Here is a 26290-nt window from a genome sequence, read left to right as displayed (position 1 = left end):
TCATTATTCAGCAAGTAAAATAGCTAGGCTGTTATTCCCAATCAAGAATAACCTTACCTGACTGACCAGATCGCATGACATCAAAGCCCTGTTGGAAATCATCAATCTTGTAGTGGTGAGTGATAATTGGTGTGAGATCCAAACCAGATTGGATCAATGTTGCCATCTTGTACCAAGTTTCAAACATTTCACGTCCATAGATACCTTTGATGATCAAACCTTTGAAGATCACTTGGTTCCAATCGATTGCCATGTCTGATGGTGGAATACCTAGCAGTGCAATTTTACCGCCGTGGTTCATGCTTGATAGCATGCTGTTGAATGCTGCCGGATTACCCGACATTTCCATACCAACATCAAAGCCTTCTTTCATACCAAGCTCTGCCATCACATCCGTCAGGCTTTCTTTCGCTACGTTAACCGCACGAGTCACGCCCATTTTACGAGCAAGCTCTAAGCGATATTCGTTAACATCCGTGATCACGACATAACGTGCACCCACGTGTTTTGCTACAGCCGCAGCCATAATACCGATTGGGCCAGCGCCTGTGATCAGCACATCTTCGCCCACTAAGTCGAACGACAGCGCTGTGTGAACAGCATTACCGAACGGGTCGAAAATAGACGCAACATCATCTGAAATATCATCAGGAATTTTGAATGCATTAAATGCAGGGATCACTAAGTATTCCGCAAATGCACCTTCACGGTTTACACCCACACCAATGGTGTTACGGCATAAGTGGGTACGGCCACCACGACAGTTTCGGCAGTGACCACACGTGATATGGCCTTCACCCGAAACGCGATCGCCAATAGCAAAGCCACGCACTTCCTGCCCCATCCCAACCACTTCACCGACATATTCATGACCAACAACCATAGGTACAGGGATCGTCTTTTGTGACCACTCATCCCAATTGTAAATATGAACGTCAGTACCACAAATTGCTGTTTTCTTGATGCGGATAAGCAGATCGTTATGACCAACCTCTGGCTTATCTACTTCAGTCATCCAGATGCCTTCTTCAGGCTTTAATTTAGAAAGAGCTTTGATTTTCATTATATTATTCGCTTATTTCTTTAGGATACAACATGCTTTTCAGCGTCCATCTACCACTGCATGTTATTGGAACCTTTGCCTTACCATGCAGTAGTAGCGATATGTTTTCGTCACATTTAATAACGTGAAGCTTTAATTAGATAATGCCCATCTCTTTACCCACTTCGATGAAGGCATCAATCGCTTTATCCAGTTGTTCTGGTGTATGTGCTGCTGACATTTGTGTACGAATACGTGCTTTGCCTTTTGGTACAACAGGGAATGAGAAACCAACCACGTAAATGCCTTTTTCTAGGGCGCGCTCGGCAAACTCTGCCGCAATTTTTGCATCACCTAACATGATAGGAATGATCGCGTGATCAGCCCCTGCCATCGTAAAACCAGCTTCTGTCATGCGAGTACGGAAATGCGCTGAGTTTTCCCATAAACGATCACGGAGTTCACCGCTTTCCGCTAATAAATCAATAACGCGATTTGAAGCAGAAACAATTGCTGGCGCGACTGAGTTAGAGAACAGATATGGACGTGAACGTTGACGTAACCAGTCAATCACCTCTTTCTTACCTGCGGTATAACCGCCTGATGCACCACCCATCGCTTTACCTAATGTGCCGGTAATAATGTCGATACGATCCATAACATTATGGTATTCATGCGTACCACGACCATTTGCGCCCATAAAGCCAACAGCGTGAGAGTCATCAACCATCACAAGTGCACCGTATTTTTCAGCTAAATCACAAATAGCTGGTAGATTCGCTACGACACCGTCCATTGAGAACACGCCATCAGTCACGATTAATGTATTACGAGCACCTGCTTCTTTTGCTGCAATTAATTGTTGCTCTAATTCTGCCATATCATTGTTGGCATAACGGAAACGCATCGCTTTACATAAACGCACACCGTCAATGATTGATGCGTGGTTTAATGCATCAGAAATAATCGCATCTTCTGCACCTAAAATTGTTTCAAATAAGCCCGTATTTGCATCAAAGCATGAGGTATAAAGAATCGTATCTTCCATACCAAGGAAATCAGACAGCTTACGCTCTAGCTCTTTATGCGCATCTTGCGTACCACAAATAAAACGGACAGACGCCATACCAAAACCGTGCTCGTCCATCCCCTCTTTAGCAGCTTTAATCAACTCAGGGTGGTTGGCTAAACCTAGGTAATTGTTGGCACAGAAATTTAAGACTTCTTGACCCGATTGGATATATACCGCTGCTTTTTGCGGTGATGTGATCACACGCTCAGATTTGTATAACCCTTCACTTTTTACATCTTCAATTTGTTTTTGGATTTGGGTATAGAATGCAGAAGTCATGATGTCCCTCACAGTATTATTATGGTTAATGTTGGTTAGCGTAAACGAGCTAACCAACATTCTCATCACATGATATAAACAACTATCATAGCGATCATGTCCGAATAAAAATCGTAGCTATGCCTTGTTTTAAGCTATTTGTATTCCTAAATCGCAATTAATCCAATACAGATAACTACAAGCTAATATTGCCATTCTAAATCATGCTAAAAACAACTATTATCCCCCGCGGTGGAAAATGATTAATGAACTGTAGGCACAAATAAATGGATACACATAAACTCATCGCACTAATGCCAGACTTAGCCACCTTCATCGTTATTGTAGATGAAGGCAGTTATACTGCGGCTTCACGCAAATTAGGTGTTACGCCATCCGCACTCAGTAAGCAAATCGCACGGTTAGAAAAAGCCTTATCAGTAAAACTACTAGAACGTACAACACGTAAATTGATGATCAGTGAGTCAGGTAATCGTATTTATAAACAATGTACCCAGATGATTGATGCGGCTAAACAAGCGATTGAAATCTCAAGCTCTGAGCATACTGTGCCCTCTGGGACTGTCACAATTGCAGCACCAAAAGCCTTTATGAACATTCTTCTTCAACCTTTAGTTAAACCTTTCTTAACACAATATCCTGAAGTAAATTTAAAACTAAAAGCTTGTGATGGTGACATTGATATTATCGCCGAAGGCATTGATGTGGTATTTCGTTTAACAGAAAGACCCTCTGAAGGCTTAGTGCTAAAGAAAATTGGCAAAGTAAACCTGACATTGTGTGCCAGCCCTAACTATATTGCCCTGCATGGGATGCCAACACATCCCCGCGATTTAAAACACCACGACTGTTTATATCTCGGTGAGACTAATATCGATCATATATGGGATTTTGATAAGAACGGGGAACAAATAACCGTTGCTGTTTCTGGTCGATATGCCGTCAATCACTCTCAAATGCGATTAAAAGGCGTAAAAGATGATTTAGGCATTGGAATATTTCCTGACTTTGTGATCAAACACGATCTTGCTACTGGCAAGGTGATCCAAGTGTTACCTGACTGGACTATTCGAGGCAATTACCACGGTGATATTGCACTGCAATACGCACAAAGTAAGTTTATGCCAGCAAGAATTCGTGCGGTCATTGATTATTTTACGGCTCATTTGACTCTTTAATGAAAATTGAAATTGAGTAATTTGCTCAATCTCTCCTTTTGAGTGCTAGAGTCATTATTTTAATAACAATTCATCGATTAATTGTTCGTGATGGTTGATACTCTATTAACACTAAGTAATTATAAATAAAAGCATTTTTATACAGCTAGACGTTAAAAATGCGCTACTACATCAAGGATAGAGCATATGAATGCTAAAATTATCGAAAACCACGATGAGTTGATGTACTGGATGAATTTAGTTGAAAAGGAGTATGGACACTCAGTTTTGATTAACACTTCGATTCATTTTGTATCTGGTACATATGAAGATGGCACCACAGGTCACGCGATTGAAATCACTAATGATCAAGAAGAGCTCATTGCACGCTCTCCAGTTAGCTTAGAACTAATGAATTTTGCTAATAAAATGCAATCAGTCGTCGCAACGCAAGGTAGCCAAAGTTTAGAAAGCCGTTCTGCTCTACTACACTGATCAAATTTCCATATACAATAAAGCCGCTTCTGACAGCGGCTTTATTGCCCAAACAAAGAGTGCGGCTTTGAATGGAACTATCAACTTATTGTTAAATATTAAGAGAGAAATCGTAAAAATAGTATATTAAAGATTGAAATAATCAATATTGTTAATTACTAAATTTGACTGCACTCTCGTTTATTTCTGTACATGGATTAGCCAACGATCTTTCAACTTAAAAACATAACGCTAAAACTCATTTCATTCTTACACTGTTAGCTCTAAAGTATGGCTACAGCCTTGTAATATGTATGGAATTTGTGATGGAAAAGTATATTGGCCTAATGTCAGGCACCAGCATGGACGGTGTTGATGCCGTGTTGGTTGAAATAGATGACACTAAGATCACTTTATTAGGCAGTTATGACCACCCAATGCCAAGTGACTTAAAGCAAGCATTACTCGACGTTTGCATTGGTCAAGCAACCAATCTCCTAGCCATTGGCGAACTTGATCACCGTTTAGGCTGTTTATTTGCAGATGCGGTAAATGGATTACTTGAAAAAACGGCGACCTCAGCAGAGAGTATCAAAGCGGTTGCCAGTCACGGTCAAACCGTTTTTCATGCCCCAGATTCACCCTATCCTTTTACCATGCAATTAGGTGACGCCAATATAATCGCCGCTAAAACAGGTATCACTACCGTTGCTGATTTTCGCCGTAAAGACATGGCATTTGGCGGTCAAGGCGCGCCATTAGTGCCTGCATTCCACCAGCAACTATTTAGCGATAAAAACATTAATCGTGTCATTTTAAACATTGGCGGTATTTCCAATATAACCGTTCTGACACCGAATAAACCTGTAATAGGTTTTGATACCGGTGCTGGCAACATGTTAATGGATGCATGGATCAACCTACATCTTCAGCAAAGCTATGATAAAAACGCACAATGGGCATTATCAGGCACAGTGAATGTAGAGCTATTAGCTAACCTACTCAGCGAACCTTACCTATCATTATGTGCACCGAAAAGTACCGGACGAGAATTATTTAATCTGCCTTGGTTAGAACAGCATTTAGCAGGTTTAACCATTAAACCTGAAGATGTACAAGCAACCTTAGCGGAATACACAGCAGTAACCATTGCCAATGATGTAAGACAAACAGCGCAAGATACGCCCGATAACATGCCTAATGAGTTATTAGTATGTGGTGGCGGAGCCCATAACCCATTAATAATGCGTCGTTTAACACAACTGCTAACTGATTGGACAGTGACGATCACCAATGAGCGTGGTGTCGATAGCGATAACATGGAAGCTATGGCATTTGCATGGCTTGGCTATCGTACGTTACATGGTTTATCCGGTAATTTGCCCGAAGTGACTGGCGCATCTCGATTAACCACATTAGGTGCGATTTACCCTGCGGAGTAATTTCTGACGCTGACCTAAAATAACGAAGAAACAATCTGTTATACTCATTATTATCGTTGAGGCACCACTCTTTTTAGTGGTTTTTAACATGGCACACGCTCAATTGAAGACAAATCTAATATGAATACAATGAACAATAATGCGTTAGATTCCGATCATATTTGCGCAAAAGAATTAAACCAAATCGCCCTAATTTCATGTTCAACTCAATATGATGAACAAAGCGTCAATAACGTGGTTGATACTTTTATTGCCCATGGCTACATGGTTACCACCAAATATTTAAACCAAGTAATTTCTGACATCGGTTATGTGAATACAGATCAAGAGCGAGCAAATAACCTTATTGCCGCCCTACTGGATCCAACGATTGATGTTCTATGGTTCTTCCGTGGCGGTGGTGGCGCATTAAACCTCATACCCTTTTTACACGCTTACAAAACACAGTTGCTGGAAATAAAACCGAAAATGATTGTTGGTTTTAGCGATGTAACGGCTATCCATAGTTTTATTAATAACGAATTAGGCTGGCAATCGGTACATGCTGTTAACGCCTCAACCAATAAAGCCACCAACGGCGGAAACGAGCAACCTATTCCTGATTTAAAAACCTTGATAAATGAAGGTGTAAGCTACAACAACGTATTGCCTCTAAATGATTTAGCTAAGAGCGCATCAGTAACGGGTCTGCTTATTGGTGGTAATCACACATTAGTTTCAGCCACCTTTGGCACACATTATCAACCTGATTTTTCAAATAAAGTCTTATTGTTGGAAGATATTGGTGTCACTTATCGCCAGCTTGATCGCTATCTTCAGCAATTACTGTTCTTAAAAGATTTTGACGTTAGTGCGATTGTGTTTGGACAGTACTACAACATGGATCCCAACGATCAAGATCGTCTAATGTATAAACATGTACTTGAACAATTTGCTCAACAACTTGGTAAACCCGTGTATTACTTCCCTTTTATCGGTCACGGTAAATATAACCAACCCGTTATTTTTGGTCGTCAAGTTTCGTTACAACGTCACGAAATTAACGAGCATGGTATGCCGTCTGATTACTGCTCATTTAATCAGTAAACCCTATGTAAGCGCTCATTCCTTATCGTATAAGTGCTTTTGTTCTCGTCGCTATTTGTTCAACGTCACAGTTTAATAAACTACCAAACTAGCATTATTAATATGCTTCTAATGTATTTATTTCGTGCTGTTAAATAAACCATATAAATAATAGTCATTTATATGGTTTATCTTTTTTTTGTGAAATATAAACCCACATATTTAGCCAAATGTTATTAATAACCATTCTCTCGTAATATTTTGAAATATTTAGCTTAAAAACCATACCTTTAATAATGATATGGTTATTTCATACCGACCCTAAACGAGAGGATAATATGAAAAAATTACGTCGCTTAATGTCACATCTAAAAAGTGAAGTCATAGAAAGTATTGAGTATAAACAACGTATTTGGATTATTAATGTCAATAAGAACGGTGTAAATGACGGTTCAAGCGTCATTAATGAAGATACTTTTTCAACTCACCTTGCATGGATGGTCAATCATGGCTATTCACCAACCATGCTTCAAGTTGTTGATAATATGAGAAAGTCAGAAACAAAAACCATTATGTTAGACAATGAGATTCACCATTTAATGCGTGTTAAATAGTCACAACACAACAGGTATTTCGGCTTTATGACTGATTATTTTTTATCACCAAAACCTTTAATGCATACGTTAAATCGCACTTTTTTTTCTCGATTATTCTTTATTGCTACCCCTATTATTTTGCAAAGTATCCTTTTTTCAAGTAAAGGATTAATCGATATATTAATGCTCAGTCAATTGTCTGAAATTGATATTGCGGCAATGGGTATTGCTGCAAAAGCGTTATTTGTTATCACGATTTTATTAACGGGTATCGCCACCGGTGGCGGTATTTTATCAGCCCAATATTGGGGTGCGAATAATCATCTCGGAGTAAAAAAGAGTACTGTACTCAGTATTTTTTGTACGGTTATTTTTGCTTTTATATTCGCTCTCATTTTTTATTTTTATCCTCACGCAGTTATGCTTTTAGCTTCGTCATCAGAGGCAGTCATAAACCGGGGTAGCGAATACCTCACTATTGTAGGTTTTAGTTTAATCTTCAGTGCGATAGTCGTTAGTTATACGGCGAGTTTACGCTCTATTGGTGAGCCTAAAGTAAGTACAATATTCAGTGCATGCGGCATTGTTTGTAATATCTTTTTTAACTGGATACTTATTTTTGGTTATTTAGGCTTCCCTGCTTTGGGTATTAAAGGCGCAGCATTAGCAACCCTATTAAGCAGTATGGTAGAAGTTGTCCTTCTGCTCACTTATTTGTATCTCAAAAAGCACATTCTTACCTTTAAACTCGCTGATTTTTCAGTGATATTTTCTACCTACGATCTACAACGTTTCTTTGCTTTATCACTGCCTACAACTTTTAATTTTCTATTATGGTCTGTGGGGATTTTCTCTTATCACGCCATTATGGGTATGACTGGCGTTGAGGGATTAGCAGCACTATCAGTCATGACCCCAATAGAATCATTATCCTTAAGTTTTTTAGTCGGTGTTGCCAATGCTTCTGCAGTTATTATTGGTAATCAATTAGGCGCTAAGCACTACCACACCGCCTATTATCAAGCGATTGCACTTGTCGTTATTGCGATTATTGTAACCTGCGTGATTTCGGTAATCTTGTTTTTGATGCGAGATAATATTTTATCGCTATTCCCTGCGTTAACTATTGAAACCAAAGCGTTAGCCAGTAACTTTATGGCGATTCTTTCGATTGGTATTATTTTACGTTCATTGCCAACCACAATGGTTGTTGGCGTATTACGTGCTGGTGGTGACGTGAAATTCTGTTTATATCAAGATGTTTTAACCCAATGGGCATTTGGTATTCCATTGGCTTTTGCGGGTGCCTATTTTTTCAATCTTTCACCTGTATGGGTATTTAGCTTATTTTTTGCCGAAACCTTATTTAAATGGTTCGCGTGTATTTATCGCTTTAGAAGTAAGAAATGGTTAAATAATCTGATATAAAAAAACGGTGAAAGGCTATCAACCTTTCACCGTTTTTTCTAAGCGAGAGTGAATTACTTCGCTTGTGTCTTCAAGAATTTCTTCACTTTCTTCATTGCCATTTGGCGCTTAAGAGGTGATAGATAATCAATGAATAGAATACCTTTTAAGTGATCAATTTCATGCTGTAATGCGATAGCAAGGAAATCATCACGCTCAAGGTGAATATCATTACCATCACGATCAAGCGCTGTTAATTCGATTTTTTCAAAACGCTCTACATCTGCGTAATAATCAGGAACAGATAAACAACCTTCTTGACCAACAACAGGGTTTTCGCCACGAACAATCTTAGGGTTTACGAATACCTGTGGCTCGTTGCGCTCTTCAGATAAGTCGATAACAATGATAGATTCTTTACGGCCAACTTGAGGTGCCGCTAAACCAATACCATTACCCGTTTCGTACATCGTGTGAAGCATGTCATCAATCAGCGTTTGAATGTGCTCAGCTTTTACGTCTGCAACGTCTTCTGCTTGAACGCGTAGCTTTGGATTTGGTTCGGTTAAAATTTCTAAAACTGCCATTTTCTCTCTACTTACTTGATGGTGTTGAATACCTTGCAGGGTCGTAACTTATCAGATAGCCGCTAAGTCTCAAAGTGATAATTAGCCTTGATGCTTTATGGTCAATAGATTACAGAAAATAAAGCGCGAAAAATAATCGTTTTTTACAATTACACCAATAGGTAGGAACTTATAGAAAGTGAATGTTTTTAAATGTTTGCAGCCCAGTACTCGCCATTCTCATTATCAAAAGCACGTTGTAAACTTTTATAGAGCATGATTTTTTCAATCGGTTTTGAAACATAGTCATCCATACCGACACTCAAGCAACGTTTTTTCTCTTCCTCCATGACATTTGCTGTTAAAGCGATGATGACTGGTCGCGACATTGACGGCATTTTTCTAATTAATTCTGTAGCCTCTAATCCACCCATATTGGGCATTTGACAATCCATTAATATCACATCGGCGGTATTTTCTATCATATACTCAACCGCTTGAACCCCGTCATTAACAATGGTGATGTTTTTCAAACCAAATGCGGTTAAAAATGCCTTAATTAATTGTTGATTAACCATACTGTCTTCAACAACTAAAATCTTACGATCTTCATACATGCTAAGATTGGTGATTAATGCATGATCTTCGCCATTTTCTTTTCTCTGAATATCAGATTGTTTTAGTGGTATATCGAACCAAAACTCTGTGCCATTACCAATGGTACTTTCAACCTGTAGCTTTGCTGACATTAATCGACATAAACTGTTAGATATGGATAAACCAAGCCCTGTCCCACCGAATTGGCGAGAAATAGAGCCATCAGCTTGTGTATAAGAATCAAAGATAAACGCGAGTTTTTCTTCAGCAATACCAATACCCGTATCTTTCACTTTAAAGCGCAGCCATTGAATATGTTTATCGTTATATTTTTTTAATTCTTCGCACTGCTGCTCAGGCGAATCTCGCTTTTCAACCACTAATTTCACAGAGCCTGTATGGGTAAATTTAACCGCGTTACCAATCAGATTAATCAGAATTTGTCTTAACCGCCCTTCATCTGCGATATAGCTATCTGCCAGCCCCTCACCTATTTCTGTTGATAATTGTATTTTTTTTATCTTCGCTTGATGGATAAATGGGGTCGCACAACTATGCACAAATGGCTTTAAATTAAATGGCGTCATGTGTAATTCCACATTACCCGACTCTAATTTAGAATAATCCAATATTTCATTGATAATAACTAACAAGGAATAAGCTGACTCTTTGATATAACCAATTTGGCGTTGTGATTCTTGATCTAAATTTCGCTCTTCTAAACATTGTACAAAGCCAAGCACCCCATTCATTGGGGTTCTAATTTCATGGCTCATATTTGCCATAAATTCAGCTTTTATTTTTATCGCTTCGCTTAAATCGTTGGCCTGCTCTCGTAATTTCCTATTTAAGCCTTGTAGCTTACTTTCCGTGTTATAAATACACTCATCAGCTTTTTTTAGCTCGCTGGCTAATAAGGATACTTCCCCTTCTGCATCTTCAACTTCTGTAATATTCACCCCCCCTGAACCAATTTTGGGAAGTTGGCCAATCAAAAACGTTAGTGGTCTTGTCACTTTGCGGTACATGTAAACTAAAATGAAGATAATAAAAAACAAGAATGGGAGAATAAAAACAAAAAGCTGTATTAATATCGTCCGAATAATTTCAGCAGCACTGTAATATATAACGTAATTAAAAATATTATCGCCATTAAAAGACACCGGATAAGTAAGCGTGTAGTTCCCCTTATAAATAGACAAACCCGGTGCTTGTGCTAACGGTGTGTAACTGTTGCCATCATTCTTCTCATAAAAATGAATTAAATTTCCATCTAAGTCATACAGTGATAATGAGAGTATTTTTTTATGAGTTTCCAGTGAGCGATTTAATTCTATCGACGTTTCTGTATTTTTATAAATAGCAGCATCAATGATTAATGGTGAAAAGGTATTCATCATTACCTTGATGTCTTTAACTACTCGCTGAGTATTGTTGTAATAACTAATATATAGCGCTGTTAACATAACACACAGTAGAACACTGCTCATTACCAGCGCTATTTTGCTGAATAAACTCGTTTTATGGTACAAATGATGCACATCAATATCATGTGAAATCTTGGCATTTAATTGCTCACGCTTTCCATTTTTAAGAGAATTATCGTCCAATTTATTATTCATCATTAACCCTCTAGATCATATTACTTCTCTATGGGTAGTCCTTTTGCTGACCAATCTAACCACGAACCATCATAATGAGCGACATTAAATCCAGCTTGTTTTAATAAGAAATAAGATAATGTTGAAGCGGTACCTTTATTACAGTATGTAATGGTTTTCTTAGCTTTATCTAAATTTCTTAAAATGTCAGATAACTCTGCTTTGGGCTTTAAGATTTTTTGACCATCAGCATTAGTCGTAAAAAATTCACTAAGCTTAATATATTTTGCTTTAGGTATTCGACCGTATTTATCCGTTATTGATTTTTTCCCTAAATATTCATCATACGTGCGACTATCATAAAGCTCATAATTAGGGTTATGAACAGCGACTTTTGCCACTGTCGTGCTCGCATAAATATTAGATTTCAAAACAGGAACAAAATCAGACTTAGGTAAGGTATTTACTGTTTGAGACAAAGTATTATGTTGTTGCCATGCATTCAATCCGCCATTAAGTATCGCGACATTTTTCACGCCATATAACTCTAATACCCAAAATAAGCGTGACGCATGCATAAGCTCACCTTGATCATACACAACTATCTTAGTGTCTTTTGTTACCCCTTTCTCACGTAAAAGAGGCGCAATATTGACCTTATTTTTAACGTAATAAACGTTGTCTTTTACCACATAAGTATCATCAACAGGGAAACTGATTGCGGTAGGTATATGGCCTTTATCATAATCTTCTTTTGAACGGGTATCGAAAATCACAACAGGTTGTTTATCTACAATCTGCGCTTTTAACCAATCAGGCTCTGCGACCATATTTTGCTGTGCAAAGGCATTACTACTCAATAACGCCCAAGTTATAAACATAAAATATGCGACGAACTTTGAGAGATCTTGCCATTGAATCATTCTTCCCATCTTTATCACCCTGCAATACTGAATTTTATCAAAACACAATCAAGTGACTTACCTAAAAACACAGCAATTAACCAGCCAGTTTATTAAACACATAAATTATTGATTTATCAGGCAGTTAAGCTTTATTAATTAAACCTGTTATTCCCCAAGTGCATTTTGCAAAGCAAATTAGCGCTTAGTGACTGTTTTTTTAGACATTGCCATTGCATAAAAATAATGTTTTATATCAATATGATATTTATACATATCTTCATATCATTACCTTTCATTAGTATAGGATGATTACCAATAGATATTTGTTTTATGCTGTTTTAGAATGCCGTTTTATCAAAAATCTTTATGATGAATAAGAAGCCCGACCGTAAAACGGCGATGTTGAGTATAATCAGCCAAGTAAAAGAACAATTTCCTCTTTATGATGAAAGTACATTTGTCTGTGGCCCTGATAACAAATGCGTAGGTTGCCCTAAAAAACTGTTAGAGCTTGTTGATACTGATTTAACCTACTGGGAATCAGCTATTTCACGGGGTGAAACACCGCAATTTGACGAAATACGTCGATTTGGCAAACTTTGTAATAATGTCCGCCGCGCATTAGTAAGAAACAACATCATTACTACCTAGTTGTTTTTGTATTCTCTGCCTGACTACATACAGCCGAATGTTAAGCGTGATATAATCCCGTACGTATTTGCGTTAGTTGGTGCACCGCATTAGCTATTTAATGATTTATTTTGAGATTCTACATGCCATTCTCTAAGCTTGGATTAAACGATTCTATCGTTAAAGCCGTAACCGAAATGGGTTACACCTCTCCTACTCCTATTCAAGAAAAAGCCATTCCTGTTGCACTAACCGGTAAAAACTTAATGGCAGCAGCACAAACAGGTACGGGTAAAACCGCCGGTTTTGTACTGCCTATTCTACAAATGCTAGATGATGGCACCAAAGTTCGCGCAAAACGTATACGTGCACTCATTCTTGCACCTACACGTGAATTAGCCGTTCAGGTAGAAGACAATATTAAGCAATACAGTAAGCACTTAAATTTAACATCAATGGCAATGTACGGTGGTGTTGATTACGAACCACAAAAACGTCGCTTAATTGAAGGTGTCGATATTCTTGTCGCCACTCCTGGTCGTCTATTAGATATGTACACTAAACGTGCAATCCACTTTGATGCCATTGAAATTCTTGTACTTGATGAAGCAGACCGTATGTTAGATATGGGCTTTATTGAAGACATTAATAAGATTGTTGAGCGTTTACCTGTTGATCGTCAAAACATGCTGTTCTCTGCAACGCTTTCTGATCAAGTACGCTTTCTTGCAAAAACAGCGGTACGTAATCCCATTGAAATCTCAGTTGCAAAAGATGCTTCTGCTGATCCAAAAATCGATCAATGGCTTGTTACTGTTGATAAAGACATGAAATCGGCTTTGCTGAGCCATTTGATCCAAGAACAAAAATGGGATCAAGCATTAATCTTTATCGAAACTAAACATGGTGCAGCAAAACTGGTTACCCAATTAGAAAAGCGTGGCATTTCCGCTGAGTCTTTCCACAGTGGTCGTAGCCAAGCAGTACGCTCTCAGTTACTGGAAGATTTCAAAAACGGTAAGTTACAATACCTTATTGCCACAGGTGTCGCTTCTCGTGGTATCGACATTGAGCAACTGACTCGTGTTGTTAACTACGATTTACCGTTCCCACCAGAAGAATATGTTCACCGTATTGGCCGTACAGGTCGTGCAGGAGCGTCGGGGGAAGCGATTTCATTTGTTTCACGCGATAACTTTAAAAATCTATGCATGATTGAAAGCCTACTTGGTCATTTGATCACACGTAGAGAAGTCGAAGGTTTTGTACCGAAAAAAGACGTACCCGTTTCGGTTTTAAACTATAAACCTAAGTTTAAAAAACCAATGACACCTCGTGACAGCGATAGCGAAAGCTCTGAGCGTAAACCTCGTCGCGATACACGCACGAAAAACAATGCGCCACGTGGTGAAAACACAAAATCAACTAAGCCTAAACGCCGTAAACCAATTACTGATCGTGATACGGGCATTCCACGTAACCCACGAAATAAAGCGAAACCTGCGCAGTAAACACTGCCGTTAAATTTTAAACAAAAAATGGCGAGATGGACTGAATATACTTTCTAATAAAGTGTATTCAATACATCCCGCCATTTTTATATCTGTCGTTATACTACGCTTTTACTGTCTCTAACTCTGTTGCAGAATTTTGCTCTGGACGCTTTAATATCGCGTAAGAAATACCCGTTACTAATGTACCTGCAATAATTGCAACTAGGTAAAGTAGTGGCGGTGTAATGGCGTTAGGGATCAACAGTACAAACAAACCGCCATGTGGAGCCATTAGTTTTGCACCAAATAACATCGACAATGCACCTGTTAATGCGCCACCTAGCATACAGCATGGAATTACACGCATTGGATCGCGTGCTGCAAATGGGATCGCACCTTCAGAGATAAAGCATAAACCTAATACGAAAGAGGCTTTACCTGCTTCATTTTCACTTGCCGCAAATTTACGTTTTGCAAGGAACGTTGCTAAGCCCATACCCATTGCTGGCACCATACCTGCAGCCATTACTGCAGCCATTGGCGCATAAGTATGTGACGCTAATAAACCCACACCAAAGGTGTAAGCCGCTTTATTCACTGGCCCACCAAGGTCAAAGCACATCATGCAGCCTAAAATCACACCTAAAAGCACAGCATTTGCAGAGCCCATTGTATTTAGGAAGTGAGTTAATCCTTCCATTGCTGCCGATACTGGACCACCAACAATGTAGATCATTACAAGACCAGTAATTAAACTCGCCACCAGCGGAATGATTAAAATAGGTTTTAATGCATCCATTGATTGTGGCAATTTCACTTTTTCGGCTAAGAATTTTGCGCTGTAACCTGCAAGGAAACCTGCAACAATACCGCCTAAGAACCCCGCACCTGTGGCACTTGCTAACATACCGCCAATTAAGCCAGGTGCTAGACCCGGGCGATCTGCAATAGAGAACGCGATAAAGCCAGCCAGTACAGGAACCATCAATGCAAAGGCAGATTCTCCACCAATTTTCATTAAGGCCGCCGCTAATGTGCCCTGCTCTTTAAATGCCTCGATACCAAAAACAAACGACAGTGCAATAGACAAACCACCCGCAACAACTAATGGCAACATGTAAGATACACCTGTCATTAAGTGTTTATAAACACCCGCTTTTTCTTCTTTCTTCTCACTATTTTCTTTAACGGTATGTGTATAAGGCGTTGCTTGTTCAAACGCCTTCTCTATTTCTTGGGCGGTTTTCTTTAGTGCTAATCCAGTACTGGTTTTATACAGTGCTTTGCCATTAAAACGAGATAAGTCGACATCAATGTCAGCGGCAATAATCACTAAATCAGCAGCTTCAACTTCCTCGGCTGTTAACTGGTTTTTAGCGCCTACTGAACCACGTGTTTCAACTTTAATCTCATAACCTTGACGTTTGGCTTCCGTCTCTAGCGCTTCTGCAGCCATAAACGTATGCGCAACACCTGTTGGGCACGCGGTGATTGCTACAATCTTTTTCTTGGTCGATATAGCGTGAGTTGCCACACTTTCAACAGTCAGTTCTGATGCCTGTTCAACCGCTTTTTGTAACCACGCAGTTGGGTTTTCCATACAAGCAGTAACATCAGCACGAAAGACTCGCTTACCAACAAAACGTTGCTCATCAATAGCGAGATTTTCATTAGCTGCAATCACAATACAGTCAGCTTGTTCGATCTGTAGTTGTGTCAGCATATTGGTTGCTTTTAACGATGTATGGCGCTCAATATTGGCTTGCCATTTTAATTCGGCGGCAGCTTTTTCAAGTAAACCTGCAGCAATTAAAGTTGTTGCGATACCGCTTGGACATGCGGTAACAATACTAATATTCATTATTCGACCCCTACACTTTTCACGTTATATTTTTATGAGTTATGAAAGTTGAACGTTATCTTCGATTGCTTTTACTGCGCTTATATCATCAACGCCAACACCCACTTGTGTTACTGCATACGCTGATAGCGCCGTTGCAAAACGTAATGTCTCTGATTTTGTCCAATGCTGTAGATGTCCCCAACACATACCAGCAACTAAGGTATCACCTGCACCAACAGTACTAACTACCGTCATTTTAGGTGGCTCGGCACGTAACCAGCCTTCATGATTACGCCACATCACTCCTTTCGCACCCAGTGACACCACCACATTTTCAATGCCTTTAGTAGCAAGCTGCTCTGCCACTTCTATGATTTCGTCATCGTTGTGTAATTCGCATTTTGCCCAGTCAGCTAATTCTTCATCATTTGGTTTAACCAGCCATGGTTTTGCGTCTAACCCTTCAGCAAAAGCCGCTTTACTGCTATCAAACAACACTTGCTTACCTTGCTGTTGAAGTTGCTCAATCCATTTCGCGCATTGCTGGGTTGAAATTCCACGGGGCAAACTACCTGCGATAACAAAAACGTCATGGCTATTCGCCAGTTCAAATAATGTCGCTTCAAATTTCGCAATGTCAGTAGCATTTACTTCTACACCCGGGAAGTTTATGTCGCTTACTCGCCCATCTTGCTCAACCAATTTAACGTTGATACGTGTTGCGCCTGCGACCCTGACAAATTTATCAGTGACACCAATTTGTTCAAATAACTGGCAAAAACCATCTTGGTTTTCACACCCTAACAATCCCGTTACCGTTACTTCTGCACCTAATTCCGCGAGGACTTTTGCAACATTAACGCCTTTGCCTGCTGGATGAAGTGAACCTGAATCCACCACATTCACCGTACCGGCAGTAAGAGATGATAAGTGCCCAGTTAGATCCAACGCTGGATTTAACGTCACGGCGACAACTTTAAGTGACTGTTTAATTACTGTTTCGCTCATTATTTTTACCCTTAAAGTTTCTCGCCCAAACCATCGGCAATGGCTTGACCAATCGCCGTTAGTGCTTGTTCAGCATCACTACCACTGGCTGTAAATTTCAATTCGTTACCACATTTCACACCAAGCCCAATAACTTTCATTAAGCTCTTTGCATTAACCGCTTTGCTAGCGCTTGAAACATTAACAACTTGTATATCTGCATCAAACTTCTTGGTGGTATTAACTAACATTGCCCCCGGACGAGCATGTAAGCCATGTGGGTTTTTAATCGTAAATATTGCGCTATTGCCCTCTAATTGAGTTTGAGAAAGCACTGAGCACATTTGCTCTGGGCTAGATGACAAAAACGCATCAACCGTTTGGCTATAAATCATCTGAGTAAGTCGTTCAATATTGGCAACATAGCTACTGTTATTCGCCGCAATAACGAGTAACCCTTTCACTGGATGACTCTGCTCTTCAAAGATTGCTGACGGTGTCACAACAGCAATCGCTGTTCGCTCAATCTCTTGATTGCTACTTATTAGCCACAATCCTTGACCTAAGTAACTCGGCTCTTTTGCGACAATATCCGCCACCATTTGCTTGTTAGCAAAGCCTTGATGCTTTATTAAGCCTGCAGCAACCGCACTTAACTGCAATAAATCGGTTGCTGGAAAATCTTTTAAAACAAGTTGAGCATTGCATTCTGCTTCCGACTGCTCTGAGCCCATTAAAATCGTAATAACTTCATCTGCTGAATCACAACGCTTTAATTTCTCTTCGATACCATCTGCTGAAAGCACTTTGGTTAATTGCTTTAAAATCTCAAGGTGCTCATCGGATTTAGCTGCGATCCCAATGGCTAAATAAACAGTTTGCCCCTCGCCCCAATCTACGCCTTGAGGAAAATGATAAACTTTTACGCCTGTTTTATTTACAAGATTTCGCGTCTCTGTTGTACCGTGTGGGATCGCTATACCATTACCAAGATAGGTTGAGTTTTGGGCTTCACGCGCCAACATGCCATTGACGTAACCCGTTTTAACTAAGCCTTCTGACTCTAACTCTGATGCCAGTACTTTAATTGCATCTTGTTTATTGTTTGCTGATTTACGCAAAGCAATATCGTGTTTTGATAATGACAACATCTCTAACTCCGATAGTATCGAATCTTATCCATATTGCTGAATCGTTTCAGCAAGTAGTCAAATTAAAAGTTTCAGTCGAATTATGGGATTATTTTATACCTATAGATTCTGCTGAAACCTTTCAGCTTGAATACTGAATCGTTTCAGCATAAATTACAATTGATCAACGCATAGCGATTATCAGATCTATGATGAAACGCACAAATTGGCCTTAAATCTATACCTAGCATTATGAAACAAGGATAGGAATTGCTATTTATAGCAAAAGGTGCTGCACAAATAGCTTTAAAGAGAAGTATCAACTGATGACATTAAATGAAATTGCCAAGCTTGCTGGTGTATCAAGAACCACGGCTAGCTATATTATTAACGATAAAGCTGAGCAATATAGAATCAGTGAGAAGACACAACAAAAGGTCCTCGCTGTGGTTAATGCGCACAATTATCGCCCAAATCATGCGGCTTCTTCCCTTCGTGCAGGAAGTAGTCAATCGCTAGGTTTGATCATCCCCGATCTCGAAAATACGAGCTATGCAAAAATTGCTAAATTATTAGAATTGAATGCTAGAACCGCTGGTTATCAGGTTATTATCTCTTGTAGTGATGATGATCCTGACACTGAAATAAATGTAGCGAATCTATTATTAAGCCGTAAATTAGACGCACTTATTGTCGCTAGCGCCCTTCCTGCTGATAATGAGTTTTACAAAAATGTACAGGCTAAAGGTACACCAGTTATCGCCATTGACCGCGCGTTAGATGATGAATATTTTGCATCCGTTATCAGTGAAGATCTTGATGGTGCCTATGCATTAACTAACGCATTGTTAGATCAACCTATTTCATCAATAGGCTTAATTGGTGCCGTTGCGGAACTTGGTGTTTCTATTGAGCGAGAGCAAGGTTTTCAAGCAGCGATCAATAATCACCTAAAAACAGTGAATGTTAGCCTTGCCTATGGTGAGCAATTTAGCCAACACCATGGCGCATTGATTGCTCAACAATGGATTGATGCTAACTGCTTTCCTGAAGCGATCCTTGCCACTTCTTATACCTTGTTTGAAGGTATTCTAGATTGTTTGTTAAAGCATCCTGATGTGATGGCAAACACATACTTGGCAACCTTTGGTGATAATCGCTTACTTGATTTTTTACCAAATAAAATTCAATCACTCCCACAGCAATTCGATTTGATTGCCGATCATGCGCTGCAACTTGCTCTCTCTGCGATCAAAGGTCATTATCAGCAAGGGGTTGAAGTCGTACCACGGAAAGTGATCCGTCGATAAATAAACATAGATTATAAAATAGCAGCATAATCTTTCGTAACTCGTTAGATATTCGATACCTACAGCATATAAATAGGTGGATAGACTGTGATTTTAATCGCATAATCACAACAAGTAATTATCTACCCGCTATGGCACGTTATGTATCTTCGTTTTAAAAATTTGCTGCTAACACATGCACAATTTGCTCATGCCCTTCGTGTCACTCTGGCTATCGCATTTAGCTTGGTCTTTTATCACTTTATTCCCGTCCCTCATTCAATGTGGGGGCCGGTCACAGTGACCGTTGTGTTAATGCAGCCTTATGCAGGCGTGATTAAACAAAAAGGCTTCCAACGTGTAGGTGGGACATTACTCGGTGCCATTTTAGGTTTAGTTACTGTATTTTTTCCACAAAATATAGCTGACTTTGTTCCTATCTGGATGCTAACGTGGTGTTTTTTACTGTCGCTAAAATCACATGGTAAGAATACGTATATCTTTTTCTTAGCAGTAATGACACTGATCATCGTGGCTTATCAAGGTAACAGTGAACAAGAAGTCTCTGTCGCACTATGGCGTGTCACCAATATTATTATTGGTAGTTTGATTGCGATGTCTTTTTCAATGCTCTTTCCTATTCGCGCCAAATATTCATGGGATAAGCTGTTTAATCAAAACATGCATGATTTACGTCAACTTTATCAAGCGCATACTTCAGCGCATATACCGAGCATTAAGACCCTTGCTCGGATCAAGAACCAAGTTAATGAGCGCCAAATAAAAATGATAAGCTTGTTGGCGAATGTTCAAAAAGAACACAAAAAATTAGCAGGGCATTATAAAGCGATTGTGACTATTCAAAGTTCGATGATAAGTCTTATTGAACAGCTTATCGAAACCCATTGGAGCTCCGATATTGGTCGCCGTAAGTTATTAGAGCAAACAGGGTTGAAAAACTATCAGCAGCAAATAGTGTTAATTTTAAATCAATTAGCCGATGATAAAGATCTTAATATTGAACTGCCGGACATTCAGCAACTAAAACAGATGGCATTACAAATATCACAGCCAAAAGACTCGATTTTATTGGGCCCTTATGGTTATCTATGGTTAACGCGTCAGTTGGTTTGCCGTTTAGATGAGTTAATTGTTCAATTGAAGTTAATTCAGAATACAAAACGCTATCACCATCGCGATATTAATCGTAAATAATCGGTACTGATAACAATTTTGATAATTGTATTATGTATAAATATTTATTAGATAGATAAAGAAAGAAATGCCAAACGGTAAACAACAACGTAAACTTACTCAATAATAAAATTACAGCTATGTCGGGAGAATCAGCAATGACTCATAAAACGAAAACAATGGAAGTACCTGTAGCCATCGCCGATCGAGTACAGGCTTTAATTGATGCTTTTGAAGCAAAACAAAAATTTAATGCCGAACAGAAAGTAAAAGTGAATAATTTCCTTGCTATGGATGGCTTAAGTTGTGAAATGGCCGTTTATAGTCTGCCTCAAGCGGAATTAATGGATACACTACGCTTTGCTTATGAATTATCAGGTACAAACAGTAAATTTGTTACCAGTATTTTGACGTTAACTCGAGAAAATCCGAAAAAAGTTTTATCTGACGCTCAACGAGCATCTGCAAAAAGCTTATTATTTAACCTAATTAACGATCCTTCTGTTGTTTCTGCAATGAAAGAAATGGATTAATTCAGAGCACTCGTTATATAAAAGACAAAATAAAACGGCATGGTTAAAATTAACCATGCCGTTTTTAATTCTATAGCACTAACTATTGTCAGTACCTTAACTTATAACGTGTGTTACACCTTGCTCTTGTAACCATGAGCTAAAACGTGGTGAGTCTTCAATAAAACGACTATATACCAAACATGGTTTATTTGAGCTTTCTACCGACTTCAATAACATTTTCACTAACAAAAGTAGCGCGTCGTTTTGTGCATCCGACATGTAGTTTAGCGATGTATTCTCAATATCTTGACCAAGTGTAAATTGTGCTAATTGCTCAACATCAACAATAAAACCATCAAAATACTGCAAGAATGTTTCTGCTAATAATGCATTGGAAGGTACGCTACACATCATAAAGACTTTTAAATCATCAGCACCACGACATAAACCTTGCTCAGCCAATAGATCTATCACTGTTGCCGCTTCACTGAACGTACGAACAAACGGTATAACAAGCTCGATATTTTTTGCATCAAGACGTGCGCGTTTAATCGCTTCACATTCTAGCTCAAACGCTTTTCGATAATCTGCATGACCTAATCGAGATGCACCACGTAAACCCATTGCTGGGTTAATTTCTTCTTGCTCTACTTCTGCACCTAATAAATGGCTACGAGAGTATGAATCATCACTGGTTAAACATACTTTTAATGGTGCATTGCCTTGTGTGGCCGCCGCTTTAATCAATAATTCGCTAAGTTTGGTTACAAATAACTCAGCAAAAGGCGTTTGATTATCGGATTCTTTAAACACATCTAAAATAGCAGCTTTTGTTTCTGCTAATAGCAATTCTGGCTTTGTAACAGCACAAGGATGAATACCAATATCATGAGCAATAAGATCATCGAGTGAGATGATACCCACCTCACCTTTTTCAAGCCCAGTTAACTGCACTGATGACGTCAACATTGCAGTTAACGTTAATTCATTTTCAGTTGTCATAAAGCACCAATACTTCCTTGTTAATAAGACGAGTATTTAAATAAATCGTCATCTAAACCCTGTGTATTCAAAATACACTGAACATCATTACTGTATATCGACCTTACTTTGTGTTGAATTATGAGGCAAGAACTAAAGCTAATTAGTGATAACTTATTCATATCAATCAAACTTTAAAGCTTAATCATTTCTTGATTATAAAATCATCATTAGCCTTCAATCGTAATAATGAGAGAGCTAAAAACCTAAGTGATACCACAAGTTTGGTTTATTAAAGTCTATTTTTGGGCTATCTTAGCGGTGTTATTACAGAGATCCCCAAGGTAGGCAAACTTATTATGCCAATGAAAACAGATGAACTTCGCACCGTGAGTTTAGGCTTGATGCCCACTCCTGCTGAAATTGAAGCAACATCACCGATGACTGATGAAATTGCGGCGCATGTAGAGCATTCCCGCAAACAGATTGAAGCAATTTTAACGGGTCAAGATTCCCGTTTGCTGGTGATTGTTGGACCATGTTCTATACATGATACCAATGCAGCGGTTGATTATGCGAAACGCCTTGTTGCTGTACAAGAAACATATAAAGACCAATTGCTTATTGTGATGCGTACCTATTTCGAAAAACCACGCACTGTGGTTGGCTGGAAGGGTTTAGTCACTGATCCTCATTTAGATGGTAGTTTAGACTTAGCAACTGGTTTAAAAAAAGCACGCAAACTATTAATTGATATTAATGCGCTTGGCTTACCTACTGCAACAGAGTTCCTTGATATGATCACAGGTCAATACCTTGCTGATCTTATTAGTTGGGGAGCGATTGGTGCACGTACGACAGAATCTCAGATCCACCGAGAAATGGCATCAGCCCTGTCTTGCCCTGTTGGGTTTAAAAACGGCACTGACGGTAATACTAAAATTGCGATAGATGCAATTCGCGCGACTCGTGCCTCTCACCTTTTCTGTTCACCGGCTAAAAATGGACAAATGACGATTTACCGTACCTCTGGTAATCCTTACGGTCATATCATTTTACGGGGCGGTAAAATGCCAAACTACCACGCCGAAGACATTACAACAGCATGTGAAGCATTAGCTGAGTTTGAATTACCACAACGCTTAATTGTCGATTTTAGTCATGGCAATTGCCAAAAACAGCATAAACGTCAACTAGATGTTGCAGCTGAAATTTGTGATCAATTGAAAAATGGTAGCCATTCAATTGCGGGTATCATGGCAGAAAGCTTCATTGAAGAAGGTAATCAAGCCGTTATTGAAAACAAACTTGATGAGCTTGTTTATGGTAAATCTATTACCGACCCTTGTATTCACTGGAACGACACGATTAAGATGCTCGATATGTTAGCCGATGCTGTTAAAACAGCACAAAGCTAAAATATTAATAAAAACAATTCGATAATATATAATACCGAGATAAAAGAGAGGCATAGATTGCTTCTCCTTCATTAAATAAACGGTATACTATATGTGCTAATGTAGATGGGAAATATTCCCTTAGACTTATGATAAGAGGCCATACACATGCCATCTTTTGATATTGTTTCAGAAGTAGATTCCGTAGAAATCAAAAATGCGGTAGATAATTCAAAGCGTGAATTAGACACGCGTTTCGACTTTCGTAATGTTGAAGCAGACATTGAGTTAAATAAAGAAATCGTAAAAATCACATCAGAGTCTGAATTCCAAGTCGACCAAATTGTTGCTATTTTACGTAATAACCTTGCTAAACGTGGCGTAGATGCTAATGCGCTTGAGCGTAAGGCTGTAACCTTCTCAGGTAAAACGGCATCACAAAATATTGAATTTAAGCAAGGCGTAGAAACCACAAACGCGAAAAAATTAGTGAAAGCGATTAAAGACGCTAAACTGAAAGTTCAAGTTTCTATCCAAGGTGAGAAACTGCGCGTTACCGGTAAGAAGCGTGATGATCTACAAGCAACCATGTCACTTGTACGTGAACAAGATTTAGGTCAACCATTCCAGTTTGATAATTTCCGCGATTGATTTTATCCAAATCGTTAAAAAAGGAAGGTATTTTGCCTTCCTTTTTTTTAAACTTTTTTTGCACGCTTTAAAATTTTATTGTAAAAAATATACTCTATGTGTATTATTAAAAATATAATTTAAATATCATTTTAGTCATACAAATTGCATATTTCGACCAAAATAAACACTTTACTTACATATTTACTCTAGCATTCTTACCTCCTGATAATATAATTTTATCGCCATTAACACCTCTGTATGCTTTATAGGCAAACGCATTTTTTTTCTCTGCAAAATTTGTTGAACCATGGATTTATCCCCTATAATGCGCGCTCTTCGATAAGGGCACTATGTATAAGGTTATTGAACAGAGAGAATTACAGCAGACATTGTTTATAACTTGCTTGATGTAAGTATGGAAACACAATATCGACAACGGACCCGTCACTGAATATAGAATGTATATATCCTATATTTCGCCATCAAATCGCACGTTCACTACTTCTTATTTATTGAAGCTTTATCTGTTGCTCTTCGCGATTGCGAACAAGGAAGATAAGAATAACTCAGCCCTTTGAAAGTTAAACATTATACTTATAAAGGAGATGTCCATTATGGGCACCGCACAAAATTCAACGGCGACGACTTCTGCACAAAACAAAAAATTAGGGTGGAGCAAAAGCGATACATTATGGATGCTTGGCTTATACGGTACAGCTGTAGGCGCAGGTACTCTATTTTTACCTATTAATGCGGGTGTTGGCGGTTTAATTCCATTACTTGTAATGGCTGTACTCGCATTCCCAATGACGTTCTTTGCTCACCGTGCAATGACACGTTTTGTATTATCAAGCTCGAACCCTGGCGCGGATATTACTGAAGTAGTAGAAGAGCATTTTGGTAAGGGTATGGGTAAAGTAATTACCTTACTTTATTTCTTTGCTATCTACCCTATTCTATTAGTTTACAGTGTGGCTTTAACCAATACTGTTGAAAACTTTATGGAATACCAACTGGGTATCGAGCCGCCAGCACGCGCGATTTTGGCGTTAGTATTGATCCTTGGCTTAATGGCAATTGTTCGTTTAGGTGAGCAATTAATCGTTAAGGCAATGAGTATCTTAGTATTCCCATTCGTAGCTGTTTTATTAATGCTAGCATTGTTTCTTGTACCGTACTGGAATGACTCTATTTTCCATAACGTTATCCCAGCAGACGGCGGCCTAAACTCAGTAATGCTTGCTGTATGGTTAATTTTACCGGTAATGGTTTTCTCATTTAACCACTCACCTGTCATTTCATCATTTGCTGTTGCTAAGCAAAAAGAATATGGCGAAAACGCAGAGCGCCAGAGTTCACGTATTCTAGCGCGTGCACACATTATGATGGTATTAACCGTAATGTTCTTCGTATTTAGTTGTGTATTTAGCTTATCGCCAGAAAACCTAGCAGAAGCTAAAGCAAATAACGTATCGATTCTGACTTACTTAGCGAACCACTTTGATACACCTATTATTGCTTACGTTGCGCCTATTGTCGCAATTATTGCAATTACCAAGTCTTTCCTGGGTCACTACTTAGGTGCAAGTGAAGGTCTTAATGGCTTAGTAACCAAATTAGCTCGTGATAAGAATAAAGAGATCTCCAGTAAAGCACTTAACCGTTTTACCGCAATCTTTATGCTAGTAACAACATGGGCTGTAGCGACACTAAACCCAAGTATTCTAGGTATGATTGAAAGCTTAGGTGGTCCTATCATTGCAATGTTGCTCTTTATTATGCCAATGTATGCAATCAAAAAAGTACCATCAATGAAGAAATACTCAGGTGCAATCAGCAATGTCTTTGTGACGGTTATTGGTCTTGTTTCTATCTCTGCAATCTTCTACTCATTATTTATGTAATGTATAAACAATGAGTTAAAAGGCTAGCTTATTGCTCTGTCTCTTGATCACAAGTCATTGTGTTCAAGAGACTTAGCTAGCTCATATCCTT

At 38.9% G+C, this 26290-nt stretch carries 23 protein-coding genes; 14 read left to right on the top strand and 9 right to left on the bottom strand.

All coding sequences use genetic code 11. The features are described from left to right. Positions 1 to 31 precede the first annotated feature (31 nt). Both tdh and I3259_RS15700 read right to left on the bottom strand, forming a co-directional pair. Positions 32 to 1063 (bottom strand): L-threonine 3-dehydrogenase, encoded by a 1032-nt coding sequence (gene tdh / locus I3259_RS15705; protein ID WP_238030520.1) that lies wholly within the window; start codon positions 1061 to 1063, stop codon positions 32 to 34. Between the two features lie 136 nt (positions 1064 to 1199). Continuing rightward, on the bottom strand, positions 1200 to 2393 hold the full coding sequence (locus I3259_RS15700) for a glycine C-acetyltransferase (RefSeq protein WP_238030517.1): 1194 nt from the start codon (positions 2391 to 2393) through the stop codon (positions 1200 to 1202). Positions 2394 to 2659: 266 nt separating this feature from the next. Between I3259_RS15700 and I3259_RS15695 the strand changes: the two genes are divergently transcribed. The 6 genes from I3259_RS15695 (at position 2660) to I3259_RS15670 (ending at position 8555) form a co-directional block, all read left to right on the top strand. Then, positions 2660 to 3571 carry a LysR family transcriptional regulator gene (locus I3259_RS15695; RefSeq protein WP_238030516.1) on the top strand — a complete coding sequence of 304 codons (912 nt, stop codon included), beginning with the start codon at positions 2660 to 2662 and terminating at the stop codon, positions 3569 to 3571. A gap of 186 nt (positions 3572 to 3757) precedes the next feature. Then, positions 3758 to 4045: a hypothetical protein gene (locus tag I3259_RS15690; protein ID WP_238030515.1), complete on the top strand. Its 288-nt coding sequence runs from the start codon at positions 3758 to 3760 to the stop codon at positions 4043 to 4045. Positions 4046 to 4350: 305 nt separating this feature from the next. Further along, positions 4351 to 5466, top strand: coding sequence for an anhydro-N-acetylmuramic acid kinase (locus I3259_RS15685; RefSeq protein WP_238030513.1), 1116 nt, complete (start codon positions 4351 to 4353; stop codon positions 5464 to 5466). A 120-nt stretch (positions 5467 to 5586) separates the two neighbouring features. Next, positions 5587 to 6552, top strand: a complete 966-nt coding sequence (locus I3259_RS15680; protein ID WP_238030511.1) for an LD-carboxypeptidase — start codon at positions 5587 to 5589, stop codon at positions 6550 to 6552. 317 nt (positions 6553 to 6869) lie between these two features. Beyond that, positions 6870 to 7145: a hypothetical protein gene (locus I3259_RS15675; protein ID WP_238030509.1), complete on the top strand. Its 276-nt coding sequence runs from the start codon at positions 6870 to 6872 to the stop codon at positions 7143 to 7145. A 60-nt stretch (positions 7146 to 7205) separates the two neighbouring features. Then, positions 7206 to 8555, top strand: coding sequence for an MATE family efflux transporter (locus tag I3259_RS15670; protein ID WP_238030544.1), 1350 nt, complete (start codon positions 7206 to 7208; stop codon positions 8553 to 8555). A gap of 53 nt (positions 8556 to 8608) precedes the next feature. Here the strand turns inward: I3259_RS15670 and def are convergent, their stop codons facing one another. The 3 genes from def to I3259_RS15655 all read right to left on the bottom strand — a co-directional run bounded on the left by def (position 8609) and on the right by I3259_RS15655 (position 12230). Further along, a complete protein-coding gene (def, locus tag I3259_RS15665; RefSeq protein WP_238030508.1) occupies positions 8609 to 9121 on the bottom strand; it encodes a peptide deformylase in 513 nt (170 codons plus the stop codon). Positions 9122 to 9309: 188 nt separating this feature from the next. Next, positions 9310 to 11319 (bottom strand): ATP-binding protein, encoded by a 2010-nt coding sequence (locus tag I3259_RS15660; RefSeq protein WP_238030506.1) that lies wholly within the window; start codon positions 11317 to 11319, stop codon positions 9310 to 9312. Positions 11320 to 11339: 20 nt separating this feature from the next. Next, complete coding sequence (locus I3259_RS15655; protein WP_238030504.1) at positions 11340 to 12230, bottom strand: rhodanese-like domain-containing protein; 891 nt, start codon at positions 12228 to 12230, stop codon at positions 11340 to 11342. 342 nt (positions 12231 to 12572) lie between these two features. On the opposite strand from I3259_RS15655, the gene I3259_RS15650 reads away from it, so the two are divergent. Both I3259_RS15650 and I3259_RS15645 read left to right on the top strand, forming a co-directional pair. Next, positions 12573 to 12854: a hypothetical protein gene (locus I3259_RS15650; protein ID WP_238030542.1), complete on the top strand. Its 282-nt coding sequence runs from the start codon at positions 12573 to 12575 to the stop codon at positions 12852 to 12854. 122 nt (positions 12855 to 12976) lie between these two features. Further along, on the top strand, positions 12977 to 14344 hold the full coding sequence (locus I3259_RS15645; protein WP_238030503.1) for a DEAD/DEAH box helicase: 1368 nt from the start codon (positions 12977 to 12979) through the stop codon (positions 14342 to 14344). Positions 14345 to 14447: 103 nt separating this feature from the next. Here the strand turns inward: I3259_RS15645 and fruA are convergent, their stop codons facing one another. From fruA to fruB, 3 genes are read right to left on the bottom strand one after another with little or no spacing between them, the layout of a single operon-like run. Then, a complete protein-coding gene (gene fruA / locus I3259_RS15640; protein WP_238030502.1) occupies positions 14448 to 16187 on the bottom strand; it encodes a PTS fructose transporter subunit IIBC in 1740 nt (579 codons plus the stop codon). Between the two features lie 39 nt (positions 16188 to 16226). Then, positions 16227 to 17177, bottom strand: coding sequence for a 1-phosphofructokinase (gene pfkB / locus I3259_RS15635; protein WP_238030501.1), 951 nt, complete (start codon positions 17175 to 17177; stop codon positions 16227 to 16229). 11 nt (positions 17178 to 17188) lie between these two features. Then, entirely contained in the window at positions 17189 to 18307 is a 1119-nt protein-coding gene (gene fruB / locus I3259_RS15630; protein ID WP_238030499.1) for a fused PTS fructose transporter subunit IIA/HPr protein, read from the bottom strand. A 305-nt stretch (positions 18308 to 18612) separates the two neighbouring features. Here fruB and cra point away from each other — a divergent pair, with 305 nt between their 5' ends. From cra to I3259_RS15615, 3 genes are all read left to right on the top strand, one after another. Next, complete coding sequence (cra, locus tag I3259_RS15625; protein WP_238030496.1) at positions 18613 to 19596, top strand: catabolite repressor/activator; 984 nt, start codon at positions 18613 to 18615, stop codon at positions 19594 to 19596. Positions 19597 to 19737: 141 nt separating this feature from the next. Further along, entirely contained in the window at positions 19738 to 20790 is a 1053-nt protein-coding gene (locus I3259_RS15620) for an FUSC family protein (protein WP_238030494.1), read from the top strand. Positions 20791 to 20927: 137 nt separating this feature from the next. After that, a complete protein-coding gene (locus I3259_RS15615; RefSeq protein ID WP_238030492.1) occupies positions 20928 to 21302 on the top strand; it encodes a hypothetical protein in 375 nt (124 codons plus the stop codon). 96 nt (positions 21303 to 21398) lie between these two features. Here the strand turns inward: I3259_RS15615 and I3259_RS15610 are convergent, their stop codons facing one another. Beyond that, a complete protein-coding gene (locus tag I3259_RS15610; protein ID WP_238030491.1) occupies positions 21399 to 22286 on the bottom strand; it encodes a putative PEP-binding protein in 888 nt (295 codons plus the stop codon). A gap of 338 nt (positions 22287 to 22624) precedes the next feature. Between I3259_RS15610 and I3259_RS15605 the strand changes: the two genes are divergently transcribed. From I3259_RS15605 to I3259_RS15595, 3 genes are all read left to right on the top strand, one after another. Further along, a complete protein-coding gene (locus I3259_RS15605) occupies positions 22625 to 23683 on the top strand; it encodes a 3-deoxy-7-phosphoheptulonate synthase (protein WP_255721340.1) in 1059 nt (352 codons plus the stop codon). Between the two features lie 147 nt (positions 23684 to 23830). Next, positions 23831 to 24313: a YajQ family cyclic di-GMP-binding protein gene (locus tag I3259_RS15600; protein ID WP_238030489.1), complete on the top strand. Its 483-nt coding sequence runs from the start codon at positions 23831 to 23833 to the stop codon at positions 24311 to 24313. Between the two features lie 596 nt (positions 24314 to 24909). Beyond that, positions 24910 to 26199, top strand: a complete 1290-nt coding sequence (locus tag I3259_RS15595) for an HAAAP family serine/threonine permease (protein WP_238030487.1) — start codon at positions 24910 to 24912, stop codon at positions 26197 to 26199. Positions 26200 to 26290 lie beyond the last annotated feature (91 nt).

The organism is Photobacterium sp. Ph5 (assembly GCF_022129445.1).
In the GTDB taxonomy this organism is placed as follows: domain Bacteria; phylum Pseudomonadota; class Gammaproteobacteria; order Enterobacterales; family Vibrionaceae; genus Photobacterium.
This window is presented reverse-complemented; position numbering and strand designations above follow the sequence as displayed.

Bases quoted from the DNA above. Each gene is read 5' to 3' on its own strand.
- tdh (WP_238030520.1), bottom strand. From the start codon at position 1,063: ATGAAAATCAAAGCTCTTTCTAAATTAAAGCCTGAAGAAGGCATCTGG.
- I3259_RS15700 (WP_238030517.1), bottom strand. From the start codon at position 2,393: ATGACTTCTGCATTCTATACCCAAATCCAAAAACAAATTGAAGATGTA.
- I3259_RS15695 (WP_238030516.1), top strand. From the start codon at position 2,660: ATGGATACACATAAACTCATCGCACTAATGCCAGACTTAGCCACCTTC.
- I3259_RS15690 (WP_238030515.1), top strand. From the start codon at position 3,758: ATGAATGCTAAAATTATCGAAAACCACGATGAGTTGATGTACTGGATG.
- I3259_RS15685 (WP_238030513.1), top strand. From the start codon at position 4,351: ATGGAAAAGTATATTGGCCTAATGTCAGGCACCAGCATGGACGGTGTT.
- I3259_RS15680 (WP_238030511.1), top strand. From the start codon at position 5,587: ATGAATACAATGAACAATAATGCGTTAGATTCCGATCATATTTGCGCA.
- I3259_RS15675 (WP_238030509.1), top strand. From the start codon at position 6,870: ATGAAAAAATTACGTCGCTTAATGTCACATCTAAAAAGTGAAGTCATA.
- I3259_RS15670 (WP_238030544.1), top strand. From the start codon at position 7,206: ATGCATACGTTAAATCGCACTTTTTTTTCTCGATTATTCTTTATTGCT.
- def (WP_238030508.1), bottom strand. From the start codon at position 9,121: ATGGCAGTTTTAGAAATTTTAACCGAACCAAATCCAAAGCTACGCGTT.
- I3259_RS15660 (WP_238030506.1), bottom strand. From the start codon at position 11,319: ATGAATAATAAATTGGACGATAATTCTCTTAAAAATGGAAAGCGTGAG.
- I3259_RS15655 (WP_238030504.1), bottom strand. From the start codon at position 12,230: ATGGGAAGAATGATTCAATGGCAAGATCTCTCAAAGTTCGTCGCATAT.
- I3259_RS15650 (WP_238030542.1), top strand. From the start codon at position 12,573: ATGAATAAGAAGCCCGACCGTAAAACGGCGATGTTGAGTATAATCAGC.
- I3259_RS15645 (WP_238030503.1), top strand. From the start codon at position 12,977: ATGCCATTCTCTAAGCTTGGATTAAACGATTCTATCGTTAAAGCCGTA.
- fruA (WP_238030502.1), bottom strand. From the start codon at position 16,187: ATGAATATTAGTATTGTTACCGCATGTCCAAGCGGTATCGCAACAACT.
- pfkB (WP_238030501.1), bottom strand. From the start codon at position 17,177: ATGAGCGAAACAGTAATTAAACAGTCACTTAAAGTTGTCGCCGTGACG.
- fruB (WP_238030499.1), bottom strand. From the start codon at position 18,307: ATGTTGTCATTATCAAAACACGATATTGCTTTGCGTAAATCAGCAAAC.
- cra (WP_238030496.1), top strand. From the start codon at position 18,613: ATGACATTAAATGAAATTGCCAAGCTTGCTGGTGTATCAAGAACCACG.
- I3259_RS15620 (WP_238030494.1), top strand. From the start codon at position 19,738: ATGTATCTTCGTTTTAAAAATTTGCTGCTAACACATGCACAATTTGCT.
- I3259_RS15615 (WP_238030492.1), top strand. From the start codon at position 20,928: ATGACTCATAAAACGAAAACAATGGAAGTACCTGTAGCCATCGCCGAT.
- I3259_RS15610 (WP_238030491.1), bottom strand. From the start codon at position 22,286: ATGACAACTGAAAATGAATTAACGTTAACTGCAATGTTGACGTCATCA.
- I3259_RS15605 (WP_255721340.1), top strand. From the start codon at position 22,625: ATGCCAATGAAAACAGATGAACTTCGCACCGTGAGTTTAGGCTTGATG.
- I3259_RS15600 (WP_238030489.1), top strand. From the start codon at position 23,831: ATGCCATCTTTTGATATTGTTTCAGAAGTAGATTCCGTAGAAATCAAA.
- I3259_RS15595 (WP_238030487.1), top strand. From the start codon at position 24,910: ATGGGCACCGCACAAAATTCAACGGCGACGACTTCTGCACAAAACAAA.